This window comes from Flagellimonas sp. HMM57, from assembly GCF_021390175.1.
Lineage (GTDB): Bacteria > Bacteroidota > Bacteroidia > Flavobacteriales > Flavobacteriaceae > Flagellimonas.
In genome coordinates, this window is record NZ_CP090004.1 from 2392975 (window position 1) to 2413849 (window position 20875).

Annotated in this window: 16 protein-coding genes; 8 read left to right on the forward strand and 8 right to left on the reverse strand. The window is 39.3% G+C overall.

Translation table 11 applies throughout. The features are described 5' to 3' along the window. Nucleotides 1-48: 48 nt before the first annotated feature. From groL to miaB, 7 genes are all read right to left on the reverse strand, one after another. Nucleotides 49-1683, reverse strand: coding sequence for a chaperonin GroEL (groL, locus tag LV716_RS10605; protein WP_163417711.1), 1635 nt, complete (start codon nt 1681-1683; stop codon nt 49-51). A gap of 20 nt (nt 1684-1703) precedes the next feature. After that, the gene (gene groES / locus LV716_RS10610; protein ID WP_055396737.1) at nt 1704-1982 is read right to left on the reverse strand and encodes a co-chaperone GroES; all 279 of its coding nucleotides are present in this window, start codon (nt 1980-1982) and stop codon (nt 1704-1706) included. A gap of 142 nt (nt 1983-2124) precedes the next feature. Beyond that, nucleotides 2125-2493: a preprotein translocase subunit SecG gene (gene secG / locus LV716_RS10615; RefSeq protein ID WP_163417712.1), complete on the reverse strand. Its 369-nt coding sequence runs from the start codon at nt 2491-2493 to the stop codon at nt 2125-2127. A gap of 9 nt (nt 2494-2502) precedes the next feature. Beyond that, on the reverse strand, nt 2503-3387 hold the full coding sequence (locus LV716_RS10620) for a hypothetical protein (protein ID WP_163417713.1): 885 nt from the start codon (nt 3385-3387) through the stop codon (nt 2503-2505). 5 nt (nt 3388-3392) lie between these two features. Further along, the gene (locus tag LV716_RS10625; RefSeq protein ID WP_163417920.1) at nt 3393-3911 is read right to left on the reverse strand and encodes an LptE family protein; all 519 of its coding nucleotides are present in this window, start codon (nt 3909-3911) and stop codon (nt 3393-3395) included. Nucleotides 3912-3951: 40 nt separating this feature from the next. Continuing rightward, on the reverse strand, nt 3952-5226 hold the full coding sequence (locus LV716_RS10630; RefSeq protein WP_163417714.1) for a sigma-54-dependent Fis family transcriptional regulator: 1275 nt from the start codon (nt 5224-5226) through the stop codon (nt 3952-3954). A 3-nt stretch (nt 5227-5229) separates the two neighbouring features. Beyond that, on the reverse strand, nt 5230-6693 hold the full coding sequence (gene miaB, locus LV716_RS10635; RefSeq protein ID WP_233759111.1) for a tRNA (N6-isopentenyl adenosine(37)-C2)-methylthiotransferase MiaB: 1464 nt from the start codon (nt 6691-6693) through the stop codon (nt 5230-5232). A gap of 131 nt (nt 6694-6824) precedes the next feature. Between miaB and LV716_RS10640 the strand changes: the two genes are divergently transcribed. Both LV716_RS10640 and LV716_RS10645 read left to right on the forward strand, forming a co-directional pair. Further along, a complete protein-coding gene (locus LV716_RS10640; RefSeq protein ID WP_163417715.1) occupies nt 6825-7550 on the forward strand; it encodes a hypothetical protein in 726 nt (241 codons plus the stop codon). 79 nt (nt 7551-7629) lie between these two features. Continuing rightward, the gene (locus LV716_RS10645; protein ID WP_163417716.1) at nt 7630-8874 is read left to right on the forward strand and encodes an LVIVD repeat-containing protein; all 1245 of its coding nucleotides are present in this window, start codon (nt 7630-7632) and stop codon (nt 8872-8874) included. 61 nt (nt 8875-8935) lie between these two features. On the opposite strand, the gene LV716_RS10650 is transcribed toward LV716_RS10645, so the two are convergent. Beyond that, nucleotides 8936-12082 (reverse strand): glycosyl hydrolase, encoded by a 3147-nt coding sequence (locus LV716_RS10650; protein WP_163417717.1) that lies wholly within the window; start codon nt 12080-12082, stop codon nt 8936-8938. 193 nt (nt 12083-12275) lie between these two features. Between LV716_RS10650 and topA the strand changes: the two genes are divergently transcribed. The 6 genes from topA to gldN all read left to right on the forward strand — a co-directional run bounded on the left by topA (nt 12276) and on the right by gldN (nt 20701). Further along, complete coding sequence (gene topA / locus LV716_RS10655; RefSeq protein WP_163417718.1) at nt 12276-14762, forward strand: type I DNA topoisomerase; 2487 nt, start codon at nt 12276-12278, stop codon at nt 14760-14762. Between the two features lies 1 nt (nt 14763). Then, nucleotides 14764-15918, forward strand: a complete 1155-nt coding sequence (locus LV716_RS10660; RefSeq protein ID WP_163417719.1) for a formimidoylglutamase — start codon at nt 14764-14766, stop codon at nt 15916-15918. Between the two features lie 124 nt (nt 15919-16042). Further along, nucleotides 16043-17422 carry a gliding motility lipoprotein GldK gene (gldK, locus tag LV716_RS10665; RefSeq protein ID WP_163417720.1) on the forward strand — a complete coding sequence of 460 codons (1380 nt, stop codon included), beginning with the start codon at nt 16043-16045 and terminating at the stop codon, nt 17420-17422. A gap of 81 nt (nt 17423-17503) precedes the next feature. Beyond that, entirely contained in the window at nt 17504-18154 is a 651-nt protein-coding gene (gldL, locus tag LV716_RS10670; protein ID WP_163417721.1) for a gliding motility protein GldL, read from the forward strand. Nucleotides 18155-18219: 65 nt separating this feature from the next. Further along, on the forward strand, nt 18220-19779 hold the full coding sequence (gldM, locus tag LV716_RS10675; protein ID WP_163417722.1) for a gliding motility protein GldM: 1560 nt from the start codon (nt 18220-18222) through the stop codon (nt 19777-19779). A gap of 19 nt (nt 19780-19798) precedes the next feature. Beyond that, nucleotides 19799-20701 (forward strand): gliding motility protein GldN, encoded by a 903-nt coding sequence (gldN, locus tag LV716_RS10680; protein ID WP_163417723.1) that lies wholly within the window; start codon nt 19799-19801, stop codon nt 20699-20701. Nucleotides 20702-20875 lie beyond the last annotated feature (174 nt).

Consider the following 20875-nt stretch of genomic DNA (forward strand, 5'->3'; position numbering starts at 1 on the left):
GCACCTAATTTGGTGCGGTTTTTTCTATTAAAATCAATATTCTTCGAATTACATCATGCCTGGCATTCCGCCACCGCCACCCATTGGAGGCATAGCAGGAGCATCTTCTTTAATGTCCGTTAAAGAACATTCCGTGGTCAAGATCATTCCAGAAACCGAAGCGGCATTTTCCAAAGCAACACGGGTCACTTTTTTAGGATCTATAATACCTGCTTTCATCATTTCTACATAAGCATCGGATTTTGCATCGTAACCAAAGTCACTTTTGCCCTCCAAAACTTTTGCAACGACTACCGATCCTTCACCACCAGCATTTTCAACAATGGTTCTCAAAGGAGATTCAATTGCCCTTGCAACGATTTGCAATCCTGTTTCTTCATCTGCATTTACAGCGCTAACTTTAGAAAGTACGGATTTAGCTCTAACCAAAGCAACACCACCACCAGCAACAATACCTTCTTCAACAGCAGCTCTGGTAGCATGCAAAGCATCGTCCACACGGTCTTTCTTCTCTTTCATTTCAACTTCAGAGGCAGCACCTACATAGAGTACGGCAACACCACCAGCTAGTTTGGCCAAACGCTCTTGTAACTTCTCTTTGTCATAATCAGAAGTAGTAGTTTCAATCTGCGCTTTTATTTGGTTGACACGGGTCTTGATATTTTTTGCAACACCTCCGCCATTAACGATGGTAGTGTTGTCCTTGTCGATTGTTACTCTTTCCGTAGTACCCAACATATCTATTGTTGCCGTTTCCAAAGAGAATCCTCTTTCTTCTGAAATAACGGTACCATTTGTCAAGATAGCGATGTCCTCCAGCATTGCTTTTCTTCTGTCACCAAAACCAGGAGCTTTAACTGCAGCAATTTTTAAGGAACCTCTTAGTTTGTTCACAACCAAAGTTGCCAATGCTTCACCATCAACATCTTCAGCAATGATCAATAATGGCTTTCCAGACTGAGCTACAGGCTCCAATACTGGAAGTAAATCCTTCATCGCAGAAATCTTCTTGTCAAACAAAAGAATATAAGGGTTGTCTAAATCTGCAATCATTTTCTCGGAATCTGTCACGAAGTAGGGAGAAAGATACCCTCTGTCAAACTGCATTCCCTCAACAACATCAACGTATGTATCTGTTCCTTTTGCCTCTTCAACGGTAATTACCCCTTCTTTACCAACTTTTCCGAATGCTTGTGCAATTAAATCACCGATAGTCTCATCATTGTTAGCAGAAATTGCAGCCACTTGTTTTATCTTTTCTGAAGAGTCTCCAACTTTTTTGGATTGCTTTGCCAAGTTCTCAACAATGGCTTCCACCGCTTTGTCAATACCTCTTTTTAGGTCCATTGGATTGGCACCTGCAGCCACATTCTTAAGGCCTTCCTTTACGATGGCCTGTGCTAGCACTGTTGCGGTAGTTGTACCATCACCAGCTAAATCGTTGGTTTTTGAAGCTACTTCCTTTACCATTTGTGCACCCATATTCTCAAGCGCATCTTCCAATTCTATTTCTTTTGCTACAGTTACACCATCTTTGGTAACCTGTGGAGCTCCGAACGATTTGCTAATGATAACATTTCTTCCCTTAGGTCCTAGAGTAACTTTTACTGCATTTGCCAGGGCGTCAACGCCTTTTTTAAGGCCATCACGTGCTTCTACATCAAATTGAATATCTTTTGCCATTTTCTTCTAGTTGATTTTTATTAAACAATTGCTAAAATGTCGCTTTCGCGCATCATCAAATAATCAGAACCATCTAGTTTTAGTTCTGTACCGGCATATTTTCCATAAAGAACGGTATCGCCCACTTTTACAGTGATTGCTTCATCTTTGGTGCCTGGACCAACGGCGACTACTTTTCCTTTTTGTGGTTTTTCTTTTGCGGTATCAGGAATGATGATTCCCGAAGCTGTCTTTGTCTCAGCTTCAACAGGTTCTATAAGAACTCTGTCTGCTAATGGTTTGATATTGACTTTAGCCATTTTATTGATTTTTTGATTAATTTAAAAATTCTGAATTTTTTGGGCAGAAATTATGCCATTGGTTAAAAACTGACATTATTAGAAAATAAAAATGCCAGCTTGTCACTCAAGCCGGCATTTTTATAGGATATTGTCATTGCTGTTAGTTGATCGTATCCGCTGGATTATCGTTTGTAGCAGGTGGAAGTTGTTCTGGAACTTCTTCTGGCACAGTCTCTGGAATTGTAGTTTCTACATCATCACCTTGTAATAGTTTGGAATCGGCTTGACTATAGCTTCCTTTAAGGGAAACATTGGAAACAAGGATCAAAACAATTAATAGGGATGCCAACGTCCAAGTACTTTTGTCCAAGAAATCCCCTGTTTTTTTTACGCCCCCAACTACTTGGTTGCCTCCACCTCCAAATGAAGAAGACAAACCGCCGCCTTTAGGGTTTTGAACCATAATGACCAATACCAATAAAAGGCACACTATGATAATTAGTATTAAAAATATTGTAAACGTACTCATGATTTTCTATTATTCGTTTTCTTTCTGAAGCTTCTTTATTGTCCGAATTTGGTCTGCAAAGAAACCATTTTTTTCTGGATATTTCAAACTCAATATTTTAAAGGCTTGAATCGCTTTTTTATACTTTTTTTGCTCTAAATACACTTTAGCCAAAGTCTCTGTCATCAGCTCATTGGTATTCATCTTTGTGGACTCTTTTATCTTCACCTTTGCCTTTGAGTCTTCATTTGGAACAATCTTGGGTTTGTTCTCTATAAACTTGTCCAATAAATCGAACTTTTTCTTTTTTTCCAACGCTGCCGTTTCTTCAGATTCGGTTTCTTCGGAAAGGTTTTTAGAGGCCAATTGCAACCACTCCGTAAAAGAGTGTTTTTCTTTTTTTGTAAAGGGAATTGGTTTTCCAATGTTCAAATCAACATCAGGGCTTTTTTTTTCTGATGGATCTGGTTTTTCTATTTCAGGCTTCTTAGATTTAAAAAGCTTTGGGTTCAGGATACGTTCCGCATCTTGAAGGTTCTGCGGCAAGGCACCCTCTTTAGATTCGCCAAGAATGGTCTCCATATCTGGATTGGGCTGAATTTCTTCAGAAACGGCCTTTTTATCTTCCAGCTTTTGGGTACGACCCATTATAGTGTCCGCAATATTGTTTTGGACAAATTCCTTGGACGTGACAAAATCAAAAAGTACATCTCTATCTGCGGTATGGGCAGCTGTAACCTTTAATGCGCTGTTGTATTTATAACTATCCAGGTTTTTAAGTCCTTTAAGATGTAGTGCTCTTGCAGTCTGAAAATAAGGGTATTCATCAATAATATCCTCTAACGCCTTTGTCTGTTTTGGTGACAGAATGGTATCTGATTTTTGAATAATTTGTATGAAGTCGGATACATTCATGGGGTCTACCAATTTCCTAGCGAAGCATTAAAAATATCTTGGGTGATACGATCAAAAATTTCTTCATGGGCTTGGGCCTGCACCGAGGCCAATGTAGCTGTTGCGTCAAAATCAAAAAAGAAGGAGAAACGTTTTTCAAAATCCACTTCTTCTTTTGTTTTATTAAAAAACCTAACATTAACGCTCATAGTAAGACGGTTTTGAGCTGTAAGTTGGTCTGCTGTTGCAGTCATGGGAACAACCCTATATTCTACAATTTCTCCTTCGTACAACAAATCCCCGTTACTGCCCGTAAGCGCCAAACTTGTTAAGTTGGTAATTAATTCTTGCAAAGCATTGGTGAAATCCCTATCCAAACCAGGTTCAATGACAGAGCCCGGACTCTGGTCCGCGTAATTTTGGAAAAAATTCACCTGAAAACTTTTGGCCGTTCCAATGTCCGCTCCTGAGAAATTATATGCTCCGCAACCGTAAAGACATAGTACAAGGGAAAGGATTCCCAGTTTGTAGTTGCTTTTTCTCATCAGCTTTTGTTCTTGTGACATTTTCAAAAGATTTTGAAATCTAGAGATCATATTGTTTGATTTTTCTGTACAGGGTCCTTTCTGAGATACCCAATTCCGTAGCTGCTGCTTTCCGTTTTCCCCTATTTCGCTCCAATGACTTTTTGATCAGTTCAATTTCTTTTTCCTGTAGCGATAAGGTCTCTTCCTCTTCAATTTCTTCAGCAAAATGATAACGATCTTCCTGTGGTTGTGTTACTGTGGCACTGGTTGTTTCTACAATTGGCTCGGGTAAATGAAGCACTTCAGTTGTTCTGTTTTCTTGTGGTGGAATCTCATCCTCTTCATTTCCGTATATTTTTCTGATCAACGTCTCGTTTTCTTCCTGTACTTTCTCGGAATCATTGTTCTTTAGAAGCTCCAAGGTAAGTTTTTTTAAGTCGTTGAGGTCACCCTTCATATCAAATAACACCTTGTAGAGAATTTCCCTTTCATTGCTGAAGTCACTATCCTTTTTTGCTTGCCCTACAACAGCAGGTAGATTACTGGCATTGGCATTGGGTAGGTAACTGTTGAGCGTAGATGCCGTTATGGACCTATTTTCTTCTAAGACAGAAATTTGTTCTGCTATATTTCGTAATTGGCGGATGTTGCCCGGCCACCTATATTTTAACAATAATTGAACTGCATGTTCTTCTAGACGGATAGTGGGCATTTTATATTTCTGACCAAAATCTGAAGCAAACTTTCTAAATAACAAATGAATGTCCTCTTGGCGGTCACGGAGTGGGGGGATGCTTATTTCTACGGTACTTAATCTATAGTAAAGGTCTTCCCTAAATTTTTCTTTTTCAATGGCTTCGAACATATTTATGTTAGTGGCCGCTACAATCCGCACATCTGTTTTTTGCACTTGAGATGAACCTACTTTTAAGAATTCACCATTCTCCAAAACCCTAAGCAGTCTTACTTGCGTGGTCAATGGCAATTCCCCAACTTCATCCAAAAAAATGGTTCCACCATCAGCTACTTCGAAATAACCGCTTCGGGTTTGTGTAGCTCCTGTAAAGGCACCTTTCTCATGACCAAAAAGCTCACTATCTATAGTTCCTTCGGGAATGGCACCACAGTTTACCGCAATGTATTTAGCATGCTTTCTATGCGAAAGCGAGTGAATGATTTTTGGAATAGCCTCTTTACCAACACCGCTTTCCCCAGTTACCAGCACCGAAATGTCTGTTGGGGAAACCTGAATAGCCTTTTGCAAAGCCCGGTTGAGCTTTACATCATTGCCTATAAGTTCAAAACGTTGTTTTATGGATTGAACGTTTTCCATGCTTTAATTGTTCTTTGAATATGCAACAGCCTCTCCTATCAACGTTGCAGAGGTACACTCATTTATTTTTACATTGACAAAATCCCCGACTTTGTAATTTTCCTTTGGAAAAACAACAACGGTATTTTGGGAATTTCTTCCCTTCCAATGCGCATCTGATTTTTTTGAAGGTCCTTCAATTAAAACTTCCTCGATTTTGCCAAGATGTTGTTGGGTTCTGAAGAGGGAATGTCGTTGTTGAAGATTTATGATATCGTTCAAGCGTCTTTTCTTGATATCCTCCGGGACATCGTCATCCAATTTTCTTGCTGCCATGGTACCAGGCCTTTCTGAATATGCAAACATAAAACCAAAGTCATATTTTACATATTCCATCAAGCTCAAGGTGTCTTGATGGTCTTCTTCGGTTTCCGTAGGAAAACCAGCAATCATATCTTGGCTTATGGCACAGTCTGGGATGATTTTTCGAATACTATCGATCAATTCAAAATATTCTTCTCTTGTATGAAGACGGTTCATTGCCTTCAAAATTCTATCACTGCCACTTTGAACGGGAAGGTGTATGTAATTACAGATATTGTCATACTTGGCCATGGTCTCTATAACATCCAAGGTCATATCTTGTGGATTGGAAGTAGAAAAACGAATGCGCATTTTAGGCTGGGCACTTGCGGTCAATTCCAAAAGCTTTGCAAAATTTACCGAAATGGCTTTTTGCATTTCCGAAGCTTTTTCAAAGTCTTTTTTTAATCCCCCGCCATACCAAAGGTAACTGTCCACATTTTGGCCCAGTAGCGTAATTTCCTTGAACCCTTTTTTCCAAAGGTCATTGACCTCTTCTAGAATAGATTGTGGGTCACGACTTCTTTCGCGCCCCCTGGTAAACGGAACCACACAAAAGGTGCACATATTATCACAACCGCGTGTAATGGACACAAAGGCGCTTACCCCGTTCGAATTTAATCGCACTGGGGCAACATCGCCATAGGTTTCGTCCTTGGACAGTATTACGTTAACAGCGTTTCTACCCTCATCAATTTCTTGTATAAGATTGGGCAGGTCTTTGTAGGCATCTGGTCCCACAACCATGTCAACGATTTTTTCCTCTTCCAGAAATTTGCTTTTTAGACGTTCGGCCATACAGCCAAGCACTCCCACTTTCATTCCTGGATTTATCTTTTTGGCCGCGTTGAATTTTTCCAAGCGTTTGCGCACGGTCAATTCTGCTTTTTCTCTAATAGAGCAGGTATTGACCAATACCAAATCCGCTTCTTCCAGTTCTTGCGTGGTATTAAAACCTTCTTTCGCTAAGATTGAAGCTACAATCTCGCTATCGGAAAAATTCATCTGGCAACCATAACTCTCAATGTAGAGCTTTCTATTGTTGTCTTTGTTCTTCTCCAATGCCAAGGTGTTCCCTTGTTGGCTTTCATCTATAACTTTCTCTATATTTTCGTTCGCTGTCATTTCGTTATAATGGGATGCAAAGATAATGCATATTCTATGTTGGTGACAATTTGGCAGTACATTTTAATACTATATTTAGGTATTATTAAGTTATTGTTAGCCTCAATTTTAATTTAACCAATTAAGAATCTATGAATATTGATGATTTATCCCAAAAAATAAGTGAAAGCAAGCCATTGGAATTTGGAAATGTTTTCAATAATTCCTTAGAGCTCTTTAAAAAAGTGTGGTTGGAAGGATTTGTAATCGTTATTTTGACTTTTGTGTCCATATTGCCATTTTATATTTTGCTTTATGTACCCATGTTGGCTTTTGGTATCGCAGACCCTGAAGCATTTCAAAATGAAGAGATGCCACCGGCTGCTGCATTGTTCATGCTTTTGTTTATGCCTGTTTTTCTATTGGGTGTAATGGTTTGCAGTTTGTGTTTGAATGCGGGATTTTTAAGAATATGTTGGCTAAAAGATTTGAACCAACCGGTCGATGGCTATTTTTTTTACTTCAAAAAGGAATATTTGGTCAAGGCTTTATCGCTTTCATTGATCATGTTCGGGCTTAGTATTTTAGGGTTTTTGGCCTGTGGATTGGGTATGTTTTATTTAATTGTTCCTTTATCACTTTTCCCGGTATTCTTGGCTTTTGATAAAGAACTGAGTGCGATGGACATTACAAAGGCAAGTTTCGCCCTTGGGAACAAAAATTGGGGAGTTATTTTTGGATTACTCTTGCTAATGGGAGTTATTGGCCAACTTGGAGTCTTGCTTTGCTTTGTTGGTGTATTCTTTACCGCAATGATTAGCAAGGTTCCTGCCTATTTTGTTTATAAAGAAGCAGTTGGTTTTCCATCCCGTTTGTAATTTTTTTAAGTTTACCACGCAACTTTGTTTAAGTTTTTTAATCTAAAGAATACTATTCTAACAAAAAAACTAAACAAAAATGAAAAAGAAAATTTTAATGTCCTTGGGCATCCTCGTATTGATTTTTTCGTCCTGTGATAATAAAGATGACGATTATGCAGAATATTTGGTCGCACGCCCTTTAATTATAAGTAAGGCTGAATTTGCGACAAGCTTATCCATAGAGGTTCCTCGTCCCATCGATGAATCTGGAAAAGTATATACGTATCAAGATTATATTTTTATCAACGACAAAAGTCAAGGGATTCACGTGATAGACAACAGTAATCCCCAACAACCTCGAAAAGTTTCATTTATTAAGATTCCGGGTAACGTTGATATCTCTATAAAAGATAACTTTTTGTATGCTGACAGTTTAATGGATTTAGTGGTTTTGGACATCTCGGATATCGATAATATTAAACCCGTAAATAGATTGGAAAATGTTCTTGGCAACTTTGTTTTCTTTCCTTTTGAAGCTGATATTGTTGAGTATACCAATTTTGATTATGATACAGAGATAGTAATTGGATGGCAAACGGTCACGGAGCGCAGATTGATTGAAGAAGTGGAACAAACTAGAGTCGATTTCTTCAATGATGCTGCAGTGGCTGAATCGACCAATGGTGGAGATACTGGTCAGGGAGGTTCTTTGGCGCGTTTTAAAATTGTTGATGATTACCTGTATGCCGTTGATCGTCATAATATTAATGTATTCAATATTTCAGATTTGGAGAATCCCCAAGATTTAGAGGATGTTTACGCAGGGTTCGATATTGAAACCATCTTTAATCGGGACAATCATTTATTTTTAGGGAGTATGCAGGGAATGTATATTTATGATATTTCCTCGCCCGCTACTCCAACGTTTGTTTCAGAATTTCAGCACGGTACGGCCTGTGACCCTGTTGTCGTAGATGGTGACTATGCCTATGTGACCTTACGTGGCGGCAATGGATGTGGTGCTATTGATAGCGGATTGTTCATTGTTGATATTTCCAATATTGAAAATCCAGAGTTGACTATTGAATATCCAATGGATGAACCTTATGGTCTTGGCATTAAAGATGAGAAGCTATTTATTTGTGATGGAAGTTCTGGATTGAAAGTTTACGATAAAACAGATGTGAATAATTTAATAAGTTTAAACCATTTTAAGGATATCGTGACCTTTGATGTAATTCCCTTGGAAAGCCATTTGATCATGGTAGGGGATGAGGTACTCTATCAATACGAATATTTGGATGATAATATAAAACTCATCAGTCAGATAGGACTGAACTAAAAAAATGCCCCTTCAAAAAGGGGCATTTTTTATTTCGATATTCAACTGTGGTTTAGGAATATTACTTTGAAGAAATCATCTTTATTTTGTTTTCGGAGACATGACTATTGATTTTTGGGATGTAGTCTTCCAATACGTTATCAAGTGCATTGATTTCCGTATCCAGTTCTTTGGTTACTTCTTTAAAAAATTCCAAGGACTGGTCCGTTGGCGGATAATCCCCTCTTTGGGAATCTGCCATCAAAAAGGCAATTCGATTGTTGATACGAATACCATAGTTTAAGGGATCTTGCCTACTTTGGTTTTTGGTCATGTGAATGTTGTTCTCCAAGACATCCAATTTGGATTGAAATTCTTGGACAAGATTTTGAATCTCTTCGTTATCTTTTATTTTCTCTTTTAGATAGTTCAAATCCTTTTCAATGGACCTAATGGAAGAAATTGCAGAATTTGCCCTACTTACTTGATCTCTAACTTTTATCAAAAAGTCGAACTGTTTCTGATAATCTTCATCCGTGTTAGGTAATCTGGGGTCTTTGCTAATTGTAAACGATTGTTCCAATGTTTCCCCATTGTAAGTCATTCTCACTTTGTAGTCTCCCGGCACTGCTTTGGGCCCTACATTGGGCGATGAGTAAAAAACCATGCCTTCAAAGCTTTTGAACCCAGGGTATCTCATGTTCCAGATTAATCGATTACCCCCAGAGTTCACCTTAATTGGTTTTATGGCTTCGGGATTCAATTTGTTCTCTTTTGCAGTGTTGGAAAATTCTTGGATAAGTTTGCCATCGGATTCTAAAATTGCTATGTTAATGGAATCTCCCTCTTTTACATCTTCAATATAAAAATTGATGATTGCACCATCAGGATGATTTTCCCCTACCAATTTCATGTTTGGTTTGGACCATCCACCAGATTGTTGCATTCTGTAAGCTTTATCCGGTTTGTAGAGAAAAAATGAATTATTGGCCATTTCTGAAGATAGTTGGTGTAAGGGAGTTAGGTCATCGATCATCCAGAAACTACGTCCGTGGGTGGCTGCAATTAAATCATTGTCCCGTACATGTAAATCTCGTATAGCCGTAATGGGTAAGTTGAGTTGAAATGGTGACCAACTAATACCGTCATCAAAAGAAACATACATGCCCCATTCCGTGCCAGCATAGAGCAGACCTTCCTTTACTTTGTCAGAACGTATGGCCCTGGTATAATGATTACTTTTTATGCCAGCGGTTATGAGTTGCCATGATTTTCCATAATCATTGGTTTTATATAAGTAAGGAGTATAGTCGCCAAATTTGTAGGATGTTGCCGCTACATATGCAGTCCCTTTTTTGAACGGACTTGGGTCAATACAATTGATCATGTTCAATTTAGGACTCATAGTTGAAGGCGGAGTAACGTTTTCCCAAGTTTCACCATTATCTTTTGAAATATGGATAAGCCCATCATCACTACCAACCCAAATGACTCCCTCTTCCAAAGGAGATTCATTTATGGCAAAAAGATTGGAATAAAACTCAGCTCCCGTATTGTCCTGCGTAATAGGACCGCCGGATGATTTTATCGTCTCCGGAAGACCTCGGGTAAGGTCCTGGGAGATGGTTTTCCAGGTTTGTCCTTCATTTGTGGTCACATGCAAATAGTTAGAGCCGGCATAAAGTTTTTTTGAGTTATGGATACTGAATTTTACCGGAAAATTCCAATTAAAGCGATATTTCATAACCTCCGCTCCTGAGCCTGCTGGATTATCAGGCCATATGTTTACGGATCTTGTTTGGTCTACGGAATGGTCTTTACGCATCATATATCCTTTATAAGTGCCTCCATAGACAATATTATTGTTCTTGGGGTCTGGAGCAAGATGTGCACTTTCACCACCGGATGTTGGTTCCCAATGCGTTTCATTTATGGAGTTTCCCGAAGTTCGGTGATAGATTCGAACCGTACTGTTATCTTGTTGGGCGCCATAAATACGGTAGGGAAATGCGTTGTCCGTTGTCACTCTATAAAACTGTGCGGTGGGTTGGTTGTAATAGGTGGACCAGTTTTCACCGCCATCATTTGATACTTGTGCTCCTCCATCATCTGCTATGACCATTCTCTGATTGTTGTTCGGGTCAATCCATAGGTCATGATGATCCCCGTGTGGCGCATTTTTTAAAGTAAAGGTCTTACCTCCGTCCGTGGATACTCCGTAGCTGACATTCATCACAAAAAGTTTATCCACATTTTGTGTATCGGCATAAATACGCGTGTAGTACCAAGCCCTTTGGCGCAGTGCCCTGTTTTCATTTATCTTCTTCCATGTTTTTCCTGCATCATCGGACCTAAACAAACCGCCATCTTCTACTTCTATTAAAGCCCAAACCCTATTGGAGTCCTTGGGTGAAACCGTAATGCCAACTATGCCCCAAGGACCATTGGGTAGACCATCATATTTGGAAATATCTGTCCATGAATCTCCGCCATCGGTACTTTTGTACATTTTGCTATCCGGTCCACCGCTATCCATGCGATATCCATTTCGTTTCATTTGCCAAGTGGCCGCGTACATGATCCTTGGATTATTTGGGTCCATAATAAGGTCTCCTGCACCGGCTTTATCACTTTCATATAGTATCTTCTCCCAAGTACCCCCTCCATCTTTTGACCGGTATACACCACGTGTTTCGTTGGGTATCCAAAGATTTCCTATGGCGGCTACATAAACCAAATCTGGATTTGTTGGGTGAATTCGTATTCTTGAAATATGTTCAGACCCTTTAAGTCCTATAAACTTCCAAGTTTCACCTGCGTCAGTACTTTTCCAAAGACCATTTCCTGAGGAAACGTTGCCTCTAAGTGTCTGTTCCCCTTCGCCTACATATATAATGTTTGGATCCGCTTCAGAGACGGCTATTGCTCCAATAGACCCTCCAAAATAACCATCGGAAATACAGCTCCAACTGCTACCGGAATCCGTAGTTTTCCAAACTCCACCACCCGCAGTCCCCATATAATATAAGTTTGGGTTGCCGATAACTCCCGTTGCTGTGCCCGCTCTTCCTCCCCTAAAAGGACCAACAAGACGCCATTGTATTCCATTGTAGAGTTTTTCTGGAAAAGTTTTTTTGGTCTCCTTTTTATTTTTCTTGCGTTGGGCATTTGTCTCAACTAAAGTAAATACTGCTAAAAAAGTAAAAAGTAAAAGTGTAGTTTTTTTCATGAGTGTTTGGTTGAAGTACTCATTAAAAATAACTATAAAATAGTGTTGGACGAATATTTTGCAATTGGTTTTTCAATGAATACTATTTTACCTTTCATAAGTTCATTTTATGATGACCATTTATCTTCTTATATATACTGCGTAGCATCAAATCGAAAATTTGATATATTTTTGTCACTTCAAAACCCATTCCATGCCAAAAAATTTAGTTATTGTTGAGTCCCCAGCAAAAGCGAAGACCATTGAACGCTTTCTAGGGAAAGACTACCAAGTTGAATCAAGTTTCGGCCATATTGCAGATCTTCCCTCAAAAGAACTTGGTGTTGACGTGGAAAACGACTTTAAACCCAAATACACGGTTGACAAGGAGAAAAAGGCTCTTGTGAAAAAATTGAAAGATCTAGCAAAGAAGGCAGATACCATCTGGCTGGCAAGTGATGAGGATCGAGAGGGAGAAGCAATTTCTTGGCATTTGGCAGAGGCATTGGGATTGGATAAGAGTAGAACCAAACGTATTGTCTTTAACTCCATAACCAAGTCGGCAATCCAAAAGGCTATTGAGAATCCTAGGGAAATCAATTACAATTTGGTGAACGCCCAACAAGCAAGAAGAGTCTTGGACAGACTAGTGGGTTATGAATTGTCGCCCGTATTATGGAAAAAAATAAAACCGGGGCTATCAGCGGGTAGAGTACAATCTGTGGCTGTGCGATTGATTGTTGAAAGGGAAAGGGATATTGAAGCTTTTAAACCGGAAGCATCCTACAGGATACAGGCAGAGTTCAAAACCAATAGCGGAAATGTATTTGCTTCAAAGTTGAATAAAATGTTTCCAACAAAACAGGTTGCCGAACAATTCTTAAAACAAAATATTGGAGCAGATTTTTCTGTTGCGAGTTTAGATAAGAAGCCTGCAAAAAAATCTCCGGCAGCACCATTTACTACTTCCACATTGCAGCAAGAAGCTTCCAGAAAACTTTATTTTTCAGTAGGTAGGACCATGCAGGTCGCACAACGGTTGTATGAGGCAGGTCTTATTACATACATGAGAACAGATAGTGTAAACTTATCCAAAGAAGCCTTAAATGCTGCAAAGGATGCTATCATTCAGAATTATGGGGAATCTTACAGTAAGGTCAGGAACTATACTGGTAAATCAAAAGGTGCACAAGAAGCGCACGAGGCCATTCGCCCAACGGATATGAAATTGAACAATCCTTCGCTGGAGCGTGATCAGGCCAAACTCTACGAATTGATATGGAAACGGACCTTGGCCTCGCAAATGAGTGATGCAGCCTTGGAACGAACCAATGTAAAAATTAAGGCGAGTTCGCACAGTGAAGAATTTTCTGCAAATGGAGAAGTAGTAAAGTTTGATGGTTTCCTTAAGGTATATTTGGAAGGAACCGATGAAGAGGACAAGGCGGAAGAGCAAGAAGGAATGCTTCCGGCAATGAGCGTTGGAGAAACACTTCAAAATAATTTTATTACAGCTACCGAACGTTTTTCAAGACCACCGTACCGCTATACCGAAGCTTCTTTGGTCAAAAAGTTAGAAGAACTGGGCATCGGAAGACCCTCAACCTATGCACCTACGATTTCAACAATTCAGAATAGGGGTTATGTTGAGAAAGGAACGATAGAGGGGACAGAACGCCACTATGTCCAATTGATTTTAGAGAGCGGTAAGCTTATTGAGAAAAAACTGTCTGAAATGATAGGTTCGGACAAGGGAAAATTAGTGCCTACAGATATAGGTATTATAGTCAATGATTTTTTGGTGGATCATTTTACGACCATACTTGATTATAATTTCACAGCAAAGGTCGAAGAAGATTTTGATGAAATAGCCACTGGAGACGAAGATTGGCAAAAAATGATGAAAGAGTTTTACTCAGATTTTCATCCCAATGTTCTTGAAGTTGAAGAAAATGCCGATCGTGCCAGTGGGGAGCGTATTTTGGGAGAAGACCCAAAGACCGGAAAACCTGTTCTTGTGCGTTTAGGGCGTTTTGGACCAATGGCACAGATTGGGGATGCTGATGATGAGGAAAAAAGATTTGCAAGTCTCTTGCCGGACCAGTCCATTACAACAATTAAATTCGAAGAAGCTTTAACGCTTTTTGAACTGCCTAGAAAATTAGGAGTATACGAGGGTGAAGAAGTGGAGGCAAACGTAGGTCGTTTTGGACCCTATGTTAAGTTTGGCAAAAAGTTTATTTCATTGGACAAGGGCGAAAGCGCTTTTGAAGTTGATATGGACAGGGCCATCGAATTGATAAAAGCCAAGCAAAAGGCAGATGCGCCCATTGCACACTATGAAGATAAAGAAGTCACCAAAGGTGTAGGTCGTTTTGGCCCTTTTATTAAATGGGACGGAATGTTCATCAATGTGAACAAAAAATACGATTTTGATAATCTTACCAAAGCGGACATTGTTGAACTTATTGAAGCAAAAAAAATAAAGGAAGCGGAAAAGCTTATTCAAGAATGGCCTGCTGAAAAAATCCGTATTGAAAAAGCAAGATGGGGCCGCCATAATATTATCAAGGGAAGAATCAAGGTTGAGCTGTCCAAGGATGTCGATCCAACTAAGATTTCTCTAGAAGAGGCACAGTCTCTCATTGAAAAAAAATCACCCAAGAAAAAAACCAAGGCCAAACCAAAGGCAAAAAAGTAGTATGGCATTCGATTTTTTGGTTCCTGTAAAAGACAAAGTTTTAGCATTCTCCGAGCTATTGCCTCCTCAAGCGTTAGGTAAAAATATCTTCAAGCATACCGAAAAAAAAGGATTGCCCGTATTTGCCAATGCGACAGTAGCGCTTTTTGGTGTTTTGGAATCAAGGAATGCTTTTGAGAAAAAACCGGAGAAATTAAATGTAGATGAAATCCGTATTCAGCTATACCGGTTAATGACTGGCAACTGGAACTCCACTATTTTGGATATTGGCGACGTACAGGAAGGTGATACGGTCGAGGATACTTATTTTGTTGTCAAAGAAATTGTGGCAGGTCTCTTGGAAGAAAACATCATTCCTGTCGTGATCGGGGGAACCCAGGATATCACTTTTCCTACCTACAGAGCTTTTGACAATATTAGGAATATGGTCAATTTAGTATCTATTGATAGTCGTTTTGACTTTGGTGAAGATGAGGAATTAATTTCCTCGCACTCTTATATGAGTAAAATTATTACGGACAAGCCTAACAACCTTTTCAACTTTTCAAATATTGGGTATCAAAGTTATTTTAATGCACAAGAGGAGATAGACTTAATGGAGCGTCTTTTTTTTGATGCTTACAGGCTTGGTGATATTGCTGCAAATATAGGATTGGCGGAACCGGTATTGCGAAGTGCCCATATTGTAAGTCTTGATCTACGGGCAATTAGGGCATGTGAAATGGGATTGCATAAAAACTTTTCCCCAAATGGTTTTACAGGAAGGGAGATTTGCGCTATCGCCAGATATGCGGGAATTAGTGATAAAGTATCCTTGTTCGGTATATATGAAGGAGAAAATTCTTCGCAGGCTTTTCAAATGATAGCACAGATTATATGGTATTTTTTGGAAGGTATTAGTTTTAGGATAAAAGAATTTCCAAGCTCCAAAAGTGAGGATTTTACCAAGTTTACCGTTCCAACGGATACAGAAGAGCTCGTATTCTTCAAGAGCCATATTACAGAACGTTGGTGGGTGGAAGTCCCAACAATTTTAACAGAACATACTAAAACAAATTCGGTGGCGTTATTACCTTGCACCGAAGAGGACTATCTGGATGCTTGCAACCAGAACATTCCAGAAAGGTGGTTCAAAGCCTATAGAAAAGGGCTTTGATTTAATAAATTAATTTTTAAGCATTAATTGTATCTACACAATAATTTATTCAAAAATCAGTTTTGAGAATAGTGAATTTGTGTTACACAGTTTATAATCTTAAATCGAAAATTTAACCTAAAGTATGAGAAAGCTATTCTTTTCATCTATAGCACTTGTTTTTTTACTCACCAGTTGCGGTTCAAAATCAAGATCAAAAGGTGAACTAGTCGGAGCCCAAGGTAAAAAGTGGTATCCAGAGAAACCTTACGGAATGGAACTTATTCCACGTGGCTCCTATGTAATGGGTAAGGCTGAAGAGGACCAGGCAAAAGTATTGAATGCTCCTACCAGAACAGTTACCGTACGTTCATTTTATATGGACGACACCGAAATCACAAATAGCGAGTATCGTCAATTTGTGGAATGGGTGAAAGATTCCATTGCCAGAACTAAATTGGCCATCCTTGCCGATGAACTGGGTATTGGTCCAGAAGATGATGGTATAGGGGAGTTTGCCTTTAAAGATACCGATACTACCAGACTTTCGGTTTATGACAAATATATGTTGGACAATTATGCAGGCTTAGGCGAAACTGGATATGAAGGCAGGGCCTTGAACAAAGATGCTGACTTAACTTGGGATACATCTGAATATCCAGATGAGTACTATGCCGAGGTAATGGACTCTTTATATATACCAGAGGAAGAAAGCTACAACGGTCAACGAACTATTGATGTTACTCAATTGAAATACAAGTATAATTGGATGGATATTGAGGCTGCTGCAAGAGCCAAGACAGCCAGTAGAAAAGACTTTATTAAACAAGAAGAGTTGGAAATTTATCCTGACACTACCGTTTGGATTCGTGATTTTGAATACTCTTATAACGAACCCATGCACAATGATTATTTTTGGCATGATGCTTACAGCGACTACCCAGTAGTTGGTGTAAATTGGCAACAGGCCAAAGCATTTTGTTCTTGGAGAACCAAGTTTAAAAATGATGATCAAAAAAGTAGGGGAAAACAGTTCGTTAACCAGTTTAGATTACCTACAGAGGCAGAATGGGAATATGCGGCACGAGGAGGTATCGAAGGAGGAACATACCCATGGGGCGGTCCTTATGTAATTAGTGACACTGGTTGTTTTATGGCCAACTTTAAGCCACAACGGGGAGATTATGCTGCAGATGCTGCTCTTTATACTGTTGAGGCTAAATCGTACGAACCTAATGAGTACAACCTATACAATATGGCAGGAAACGTTTCTGAGTGGACAAGCTCCAGTTTTGACCAGGGTGCATACGAATACCTGTCTACAATGAATCCAAATATCGGGTCAAAACAAAACAAAAGAAAAGTTATTCGTGGAGGATCATGGAAAGATGTTGCTTACTTCTTACAGGTAAGTACCAGAGATTATGAATATCAGGATTCCGCCAGAAGTTATATCGGTTTCCGAACAGTTCAAGATTACATGGGCGAAGAAGATTCAACCAGAGGTCAAGGACTTCCAAACTAATTAGTAACAAGCAAAGGAGAGAACATTATATTAAATCAGTAACCAAATACTTATTTATATAACTTAATTAAAACTAGAATTATGGCACAGTCAAAATCAACAAAAAAACTGTTTAACATGGCCTACGGGCTTGGAGCATCAGTAGTAATTATTGGTGCACTATTTAAAATCCTTCACTGGGAATTTGGACCACTGACCGGTGGATTACTTCTTGCGGTTGGACTTATTACCGAAGCATTAATTTTCGCTATCAGTGCATTTGAACCAGTAGATGATGAATACGATTGGTCCTTGGTTTATCCAGAATTAAACAATGGTGAAGCTAAAGGGAACAAGAAAGAAGCTAAGCAAGCTCAGGAAGCTGAAGGCCTTCTTTCTAAAAAATTGGATAATCTTCTTAAGGAGGCAAATATTGATTCTGAGCTTTTTACAAGTTTGGGTGATAGCATCAAGAATTTTGAAGGTGCTGCTAAAGGTATTGCACCTACTACAGATGCAATTCAGCATACTAAGAAATATTCTGAAGAATTATCACATGCCGCCGCTCAAATGGAATCTTTGAACAGCTTGTACAAAGTACAGTTGGAAAGCGCAAGCAGACAAGCTTCAATTAATGAAGAAGTGGTACAGAATGCTGGTGCATTGAAAGACCAAATGGAATCTTTGGCAACTAACCTTTCTTCTCTGAACGGAGTTTATGGTGGTATGCTATCTGCAATGAGCAAAAACTAATTAGGGGTTGATTAATAGACCAAAACCCAAATCAAATTAATTATTAATTCTAATTAGAAAAAAACATGGCAGGAGGAAAACAAACACCACGTCAGAAGATGATCAATCTTATGTATTTGATCTTCATCGCGATGTTGGCCCTGAATATGAGTAAGGAAGTTCTTGCGGCGTTCGGTATCATGAACGAAAAGCTTGAGACTTCCAATATAAAGACTACCGAAAGTAATGATAACTTTTTGGCGAGTCTGGAAACTAAATCTGAAGAAGATGCCGCAAAATACGGTGTCTTGTTTCAAAACGCTCAAAAGATAAAAAGTTTATCGCAAGAGTATTTTGATTATTTGGAATCCCTTAAAAAGGGTATGACCGAAAAGCTGGAAGACCCTAAGGATTATGCTAGAATGGATAATTCCGATTACTTGGATCAAAAACTTTTTCAAGGAGATAACCTATCTGCGGATGGTAAGGAATTCATGAAAAGAATCAACGATTACAAGACCCAAGTTGGCGCTATTGTACCGGAAGCTTTAAAGCAGTCAGTGAATACTCGTTTTCAGACCGGTGATGAGAACGGTAAGGTTGAAAAAAGAGATGGCACAAAGCAAGATTGGATAAACTATCACTACGAAGGATATCCTTTGGTAGCTTCTTTGGCTAAGTTAACTGCACTACAAGCAGACGTTAAAGCCACTGAAGAAAGTGCTTTAAAGTCTATGTTGGAAGGTGAGCTTACGAACCAAGTATCATTGACAAACTTTGCCACTTCATTGTTGGCTTCTAAGTCAGCTTTTTACAACGGTGACAAGTATGATGGTAAGATTATCATCAGCAAAACGGATAAAACATCTACACCTGTTAAGGCTGAATTGACTTTGGACGGTAGAAAATTGACCGAAGGCAAAGATTACAGACTGGAAGCTGGTGGAGTTCAAATGTTGATTGGTGCCGGTAGCCCGGGCGATCATGAAATTGTTGGTACTATGTACTTTATGCAAGATGGTGAAGAAATACCTGTTGAGGTAAAAAATACTTTTGCAACAATTTCTAAACCAAATGCTGCAGTAATCGCTGCTGACAAGATGAATGTGGTATACCGTGGGGTTGCTAACCCTATGACCATATCCATTCCTGGTATTCCTGATAACAAAGTTTCCGCATCTGCTCCTGGACTTTCCAAGAGAAGTGGTAGTAAATATGTTATGAATCCTGGAAAAGGAAGAGAAGTTACAATTAGTGCTTCTGGTGTTTTACCAGATGGTCAGCGTATCAGTACACCTGCAACGTTCCGTATCAAGGATATTCCAAGACCAGGAGGTACTGTAAGAGGAGAATCAGGTAGCGTTAAAATGCCAAGGAAGAACTTGGAAATCTCTACGATAGGCGCTATGTTGGAAGACTTTGACTTTGATTTAAATCTTGGAGTAAGTGGATTTAAGTTCAAAGTACCAGGTCAACCTACTATAGTGATCAACGGAAACAAATTGAATGCCAGAGCCAAATCTGCCCTGCAAAGAGCTAAGAGAGGTGAGGCGGTTCAGATATTTGATATCAAAGCATACATTTCTAACAACAAGAGCTATAAGTTGAAAAAAGTTTCTCCTGTTGTTGTAGAGCTTACAAACTAAATAAAGTATACAGATTATCATGAATTGGAAAAATGTATTTTTAATTGGAGCTTTAAGTTTGATACCGGTGTCCATGATGGCCCAGGCAAACATTTTGAATGCCAAATTGCCAGAAGACATTGGTAAGAAAACCGAAGCTCAAATAGAACAGGACAACGATGCCCCGCTGGAATATGGATACACAGATGATAGAGATATCCTTTGGTCCAAAACCGTGTGGGAAGTAATTGACCTGGATGAGCGTGTTAATTTCCCGTTGTACTATCCAACCGATACCATCGGTATTGGAGGGGACAGAAGATCCTTGTACCACGTATTGATGAAAAATATCAAAAATGGTAAACTGACCGAAGTATACACGGATTCTTACTTTACCGAAAAGCGTAAGTTTGAAGATTTAAGCGCTACGCTAAGTAAAGTGGATACTACGGACCTTGGTTACGAACAAATCAATGCAGGTGAGCAAATTTCAGCTGAGTTTATTAATCAGAGAGATTTGACCGCTGCCGATATTGAAGAGTATCGCATCAAAGGCATCTGGTATTTTGATAAGCGTCAAGGAGAATTGAGGTACCGTTTATTGGGTATTGCCCCAGTTGCTCCAGACGTAAACTTCATCGACGATGAGTCTGTAGATCCTGGCGAGAATAAAGTAGAATTGTTTTGGGTCTGGTATCCAGCAGCAAGACAAGTGCTACATGAAGCCAAAGTGTACAACCAGCGTAATTCGGCGCGCCCAATTACCTATGATATGTTGTTGAATGCAAGACGTTTTAATGGTGTCATCTATAAAGAAGACAACGTTCACGGTGACCGTGAAATTGACGACTATGTTTTTGACAATGCCCTTTTTCAACTCTTGGAGTCCAAAAGAATCAAAGAGGTCATCCGAGACAGGGAACAGGATATGTGGGCATATTAATGAAACCCAAGCTTTGAAAACTGTGAAGCAGTAATGCAAAGTTGATGGTTGAATTAATTCCGATGAAAATCGGAATCCACAAATAACAAGTATTAAATTTCCAATTCAATTCATACAGACGCCGCACGAAAGTGCGGCGTTTTTATTTTGGTGCCTTTTGTGTAGATGTATTGC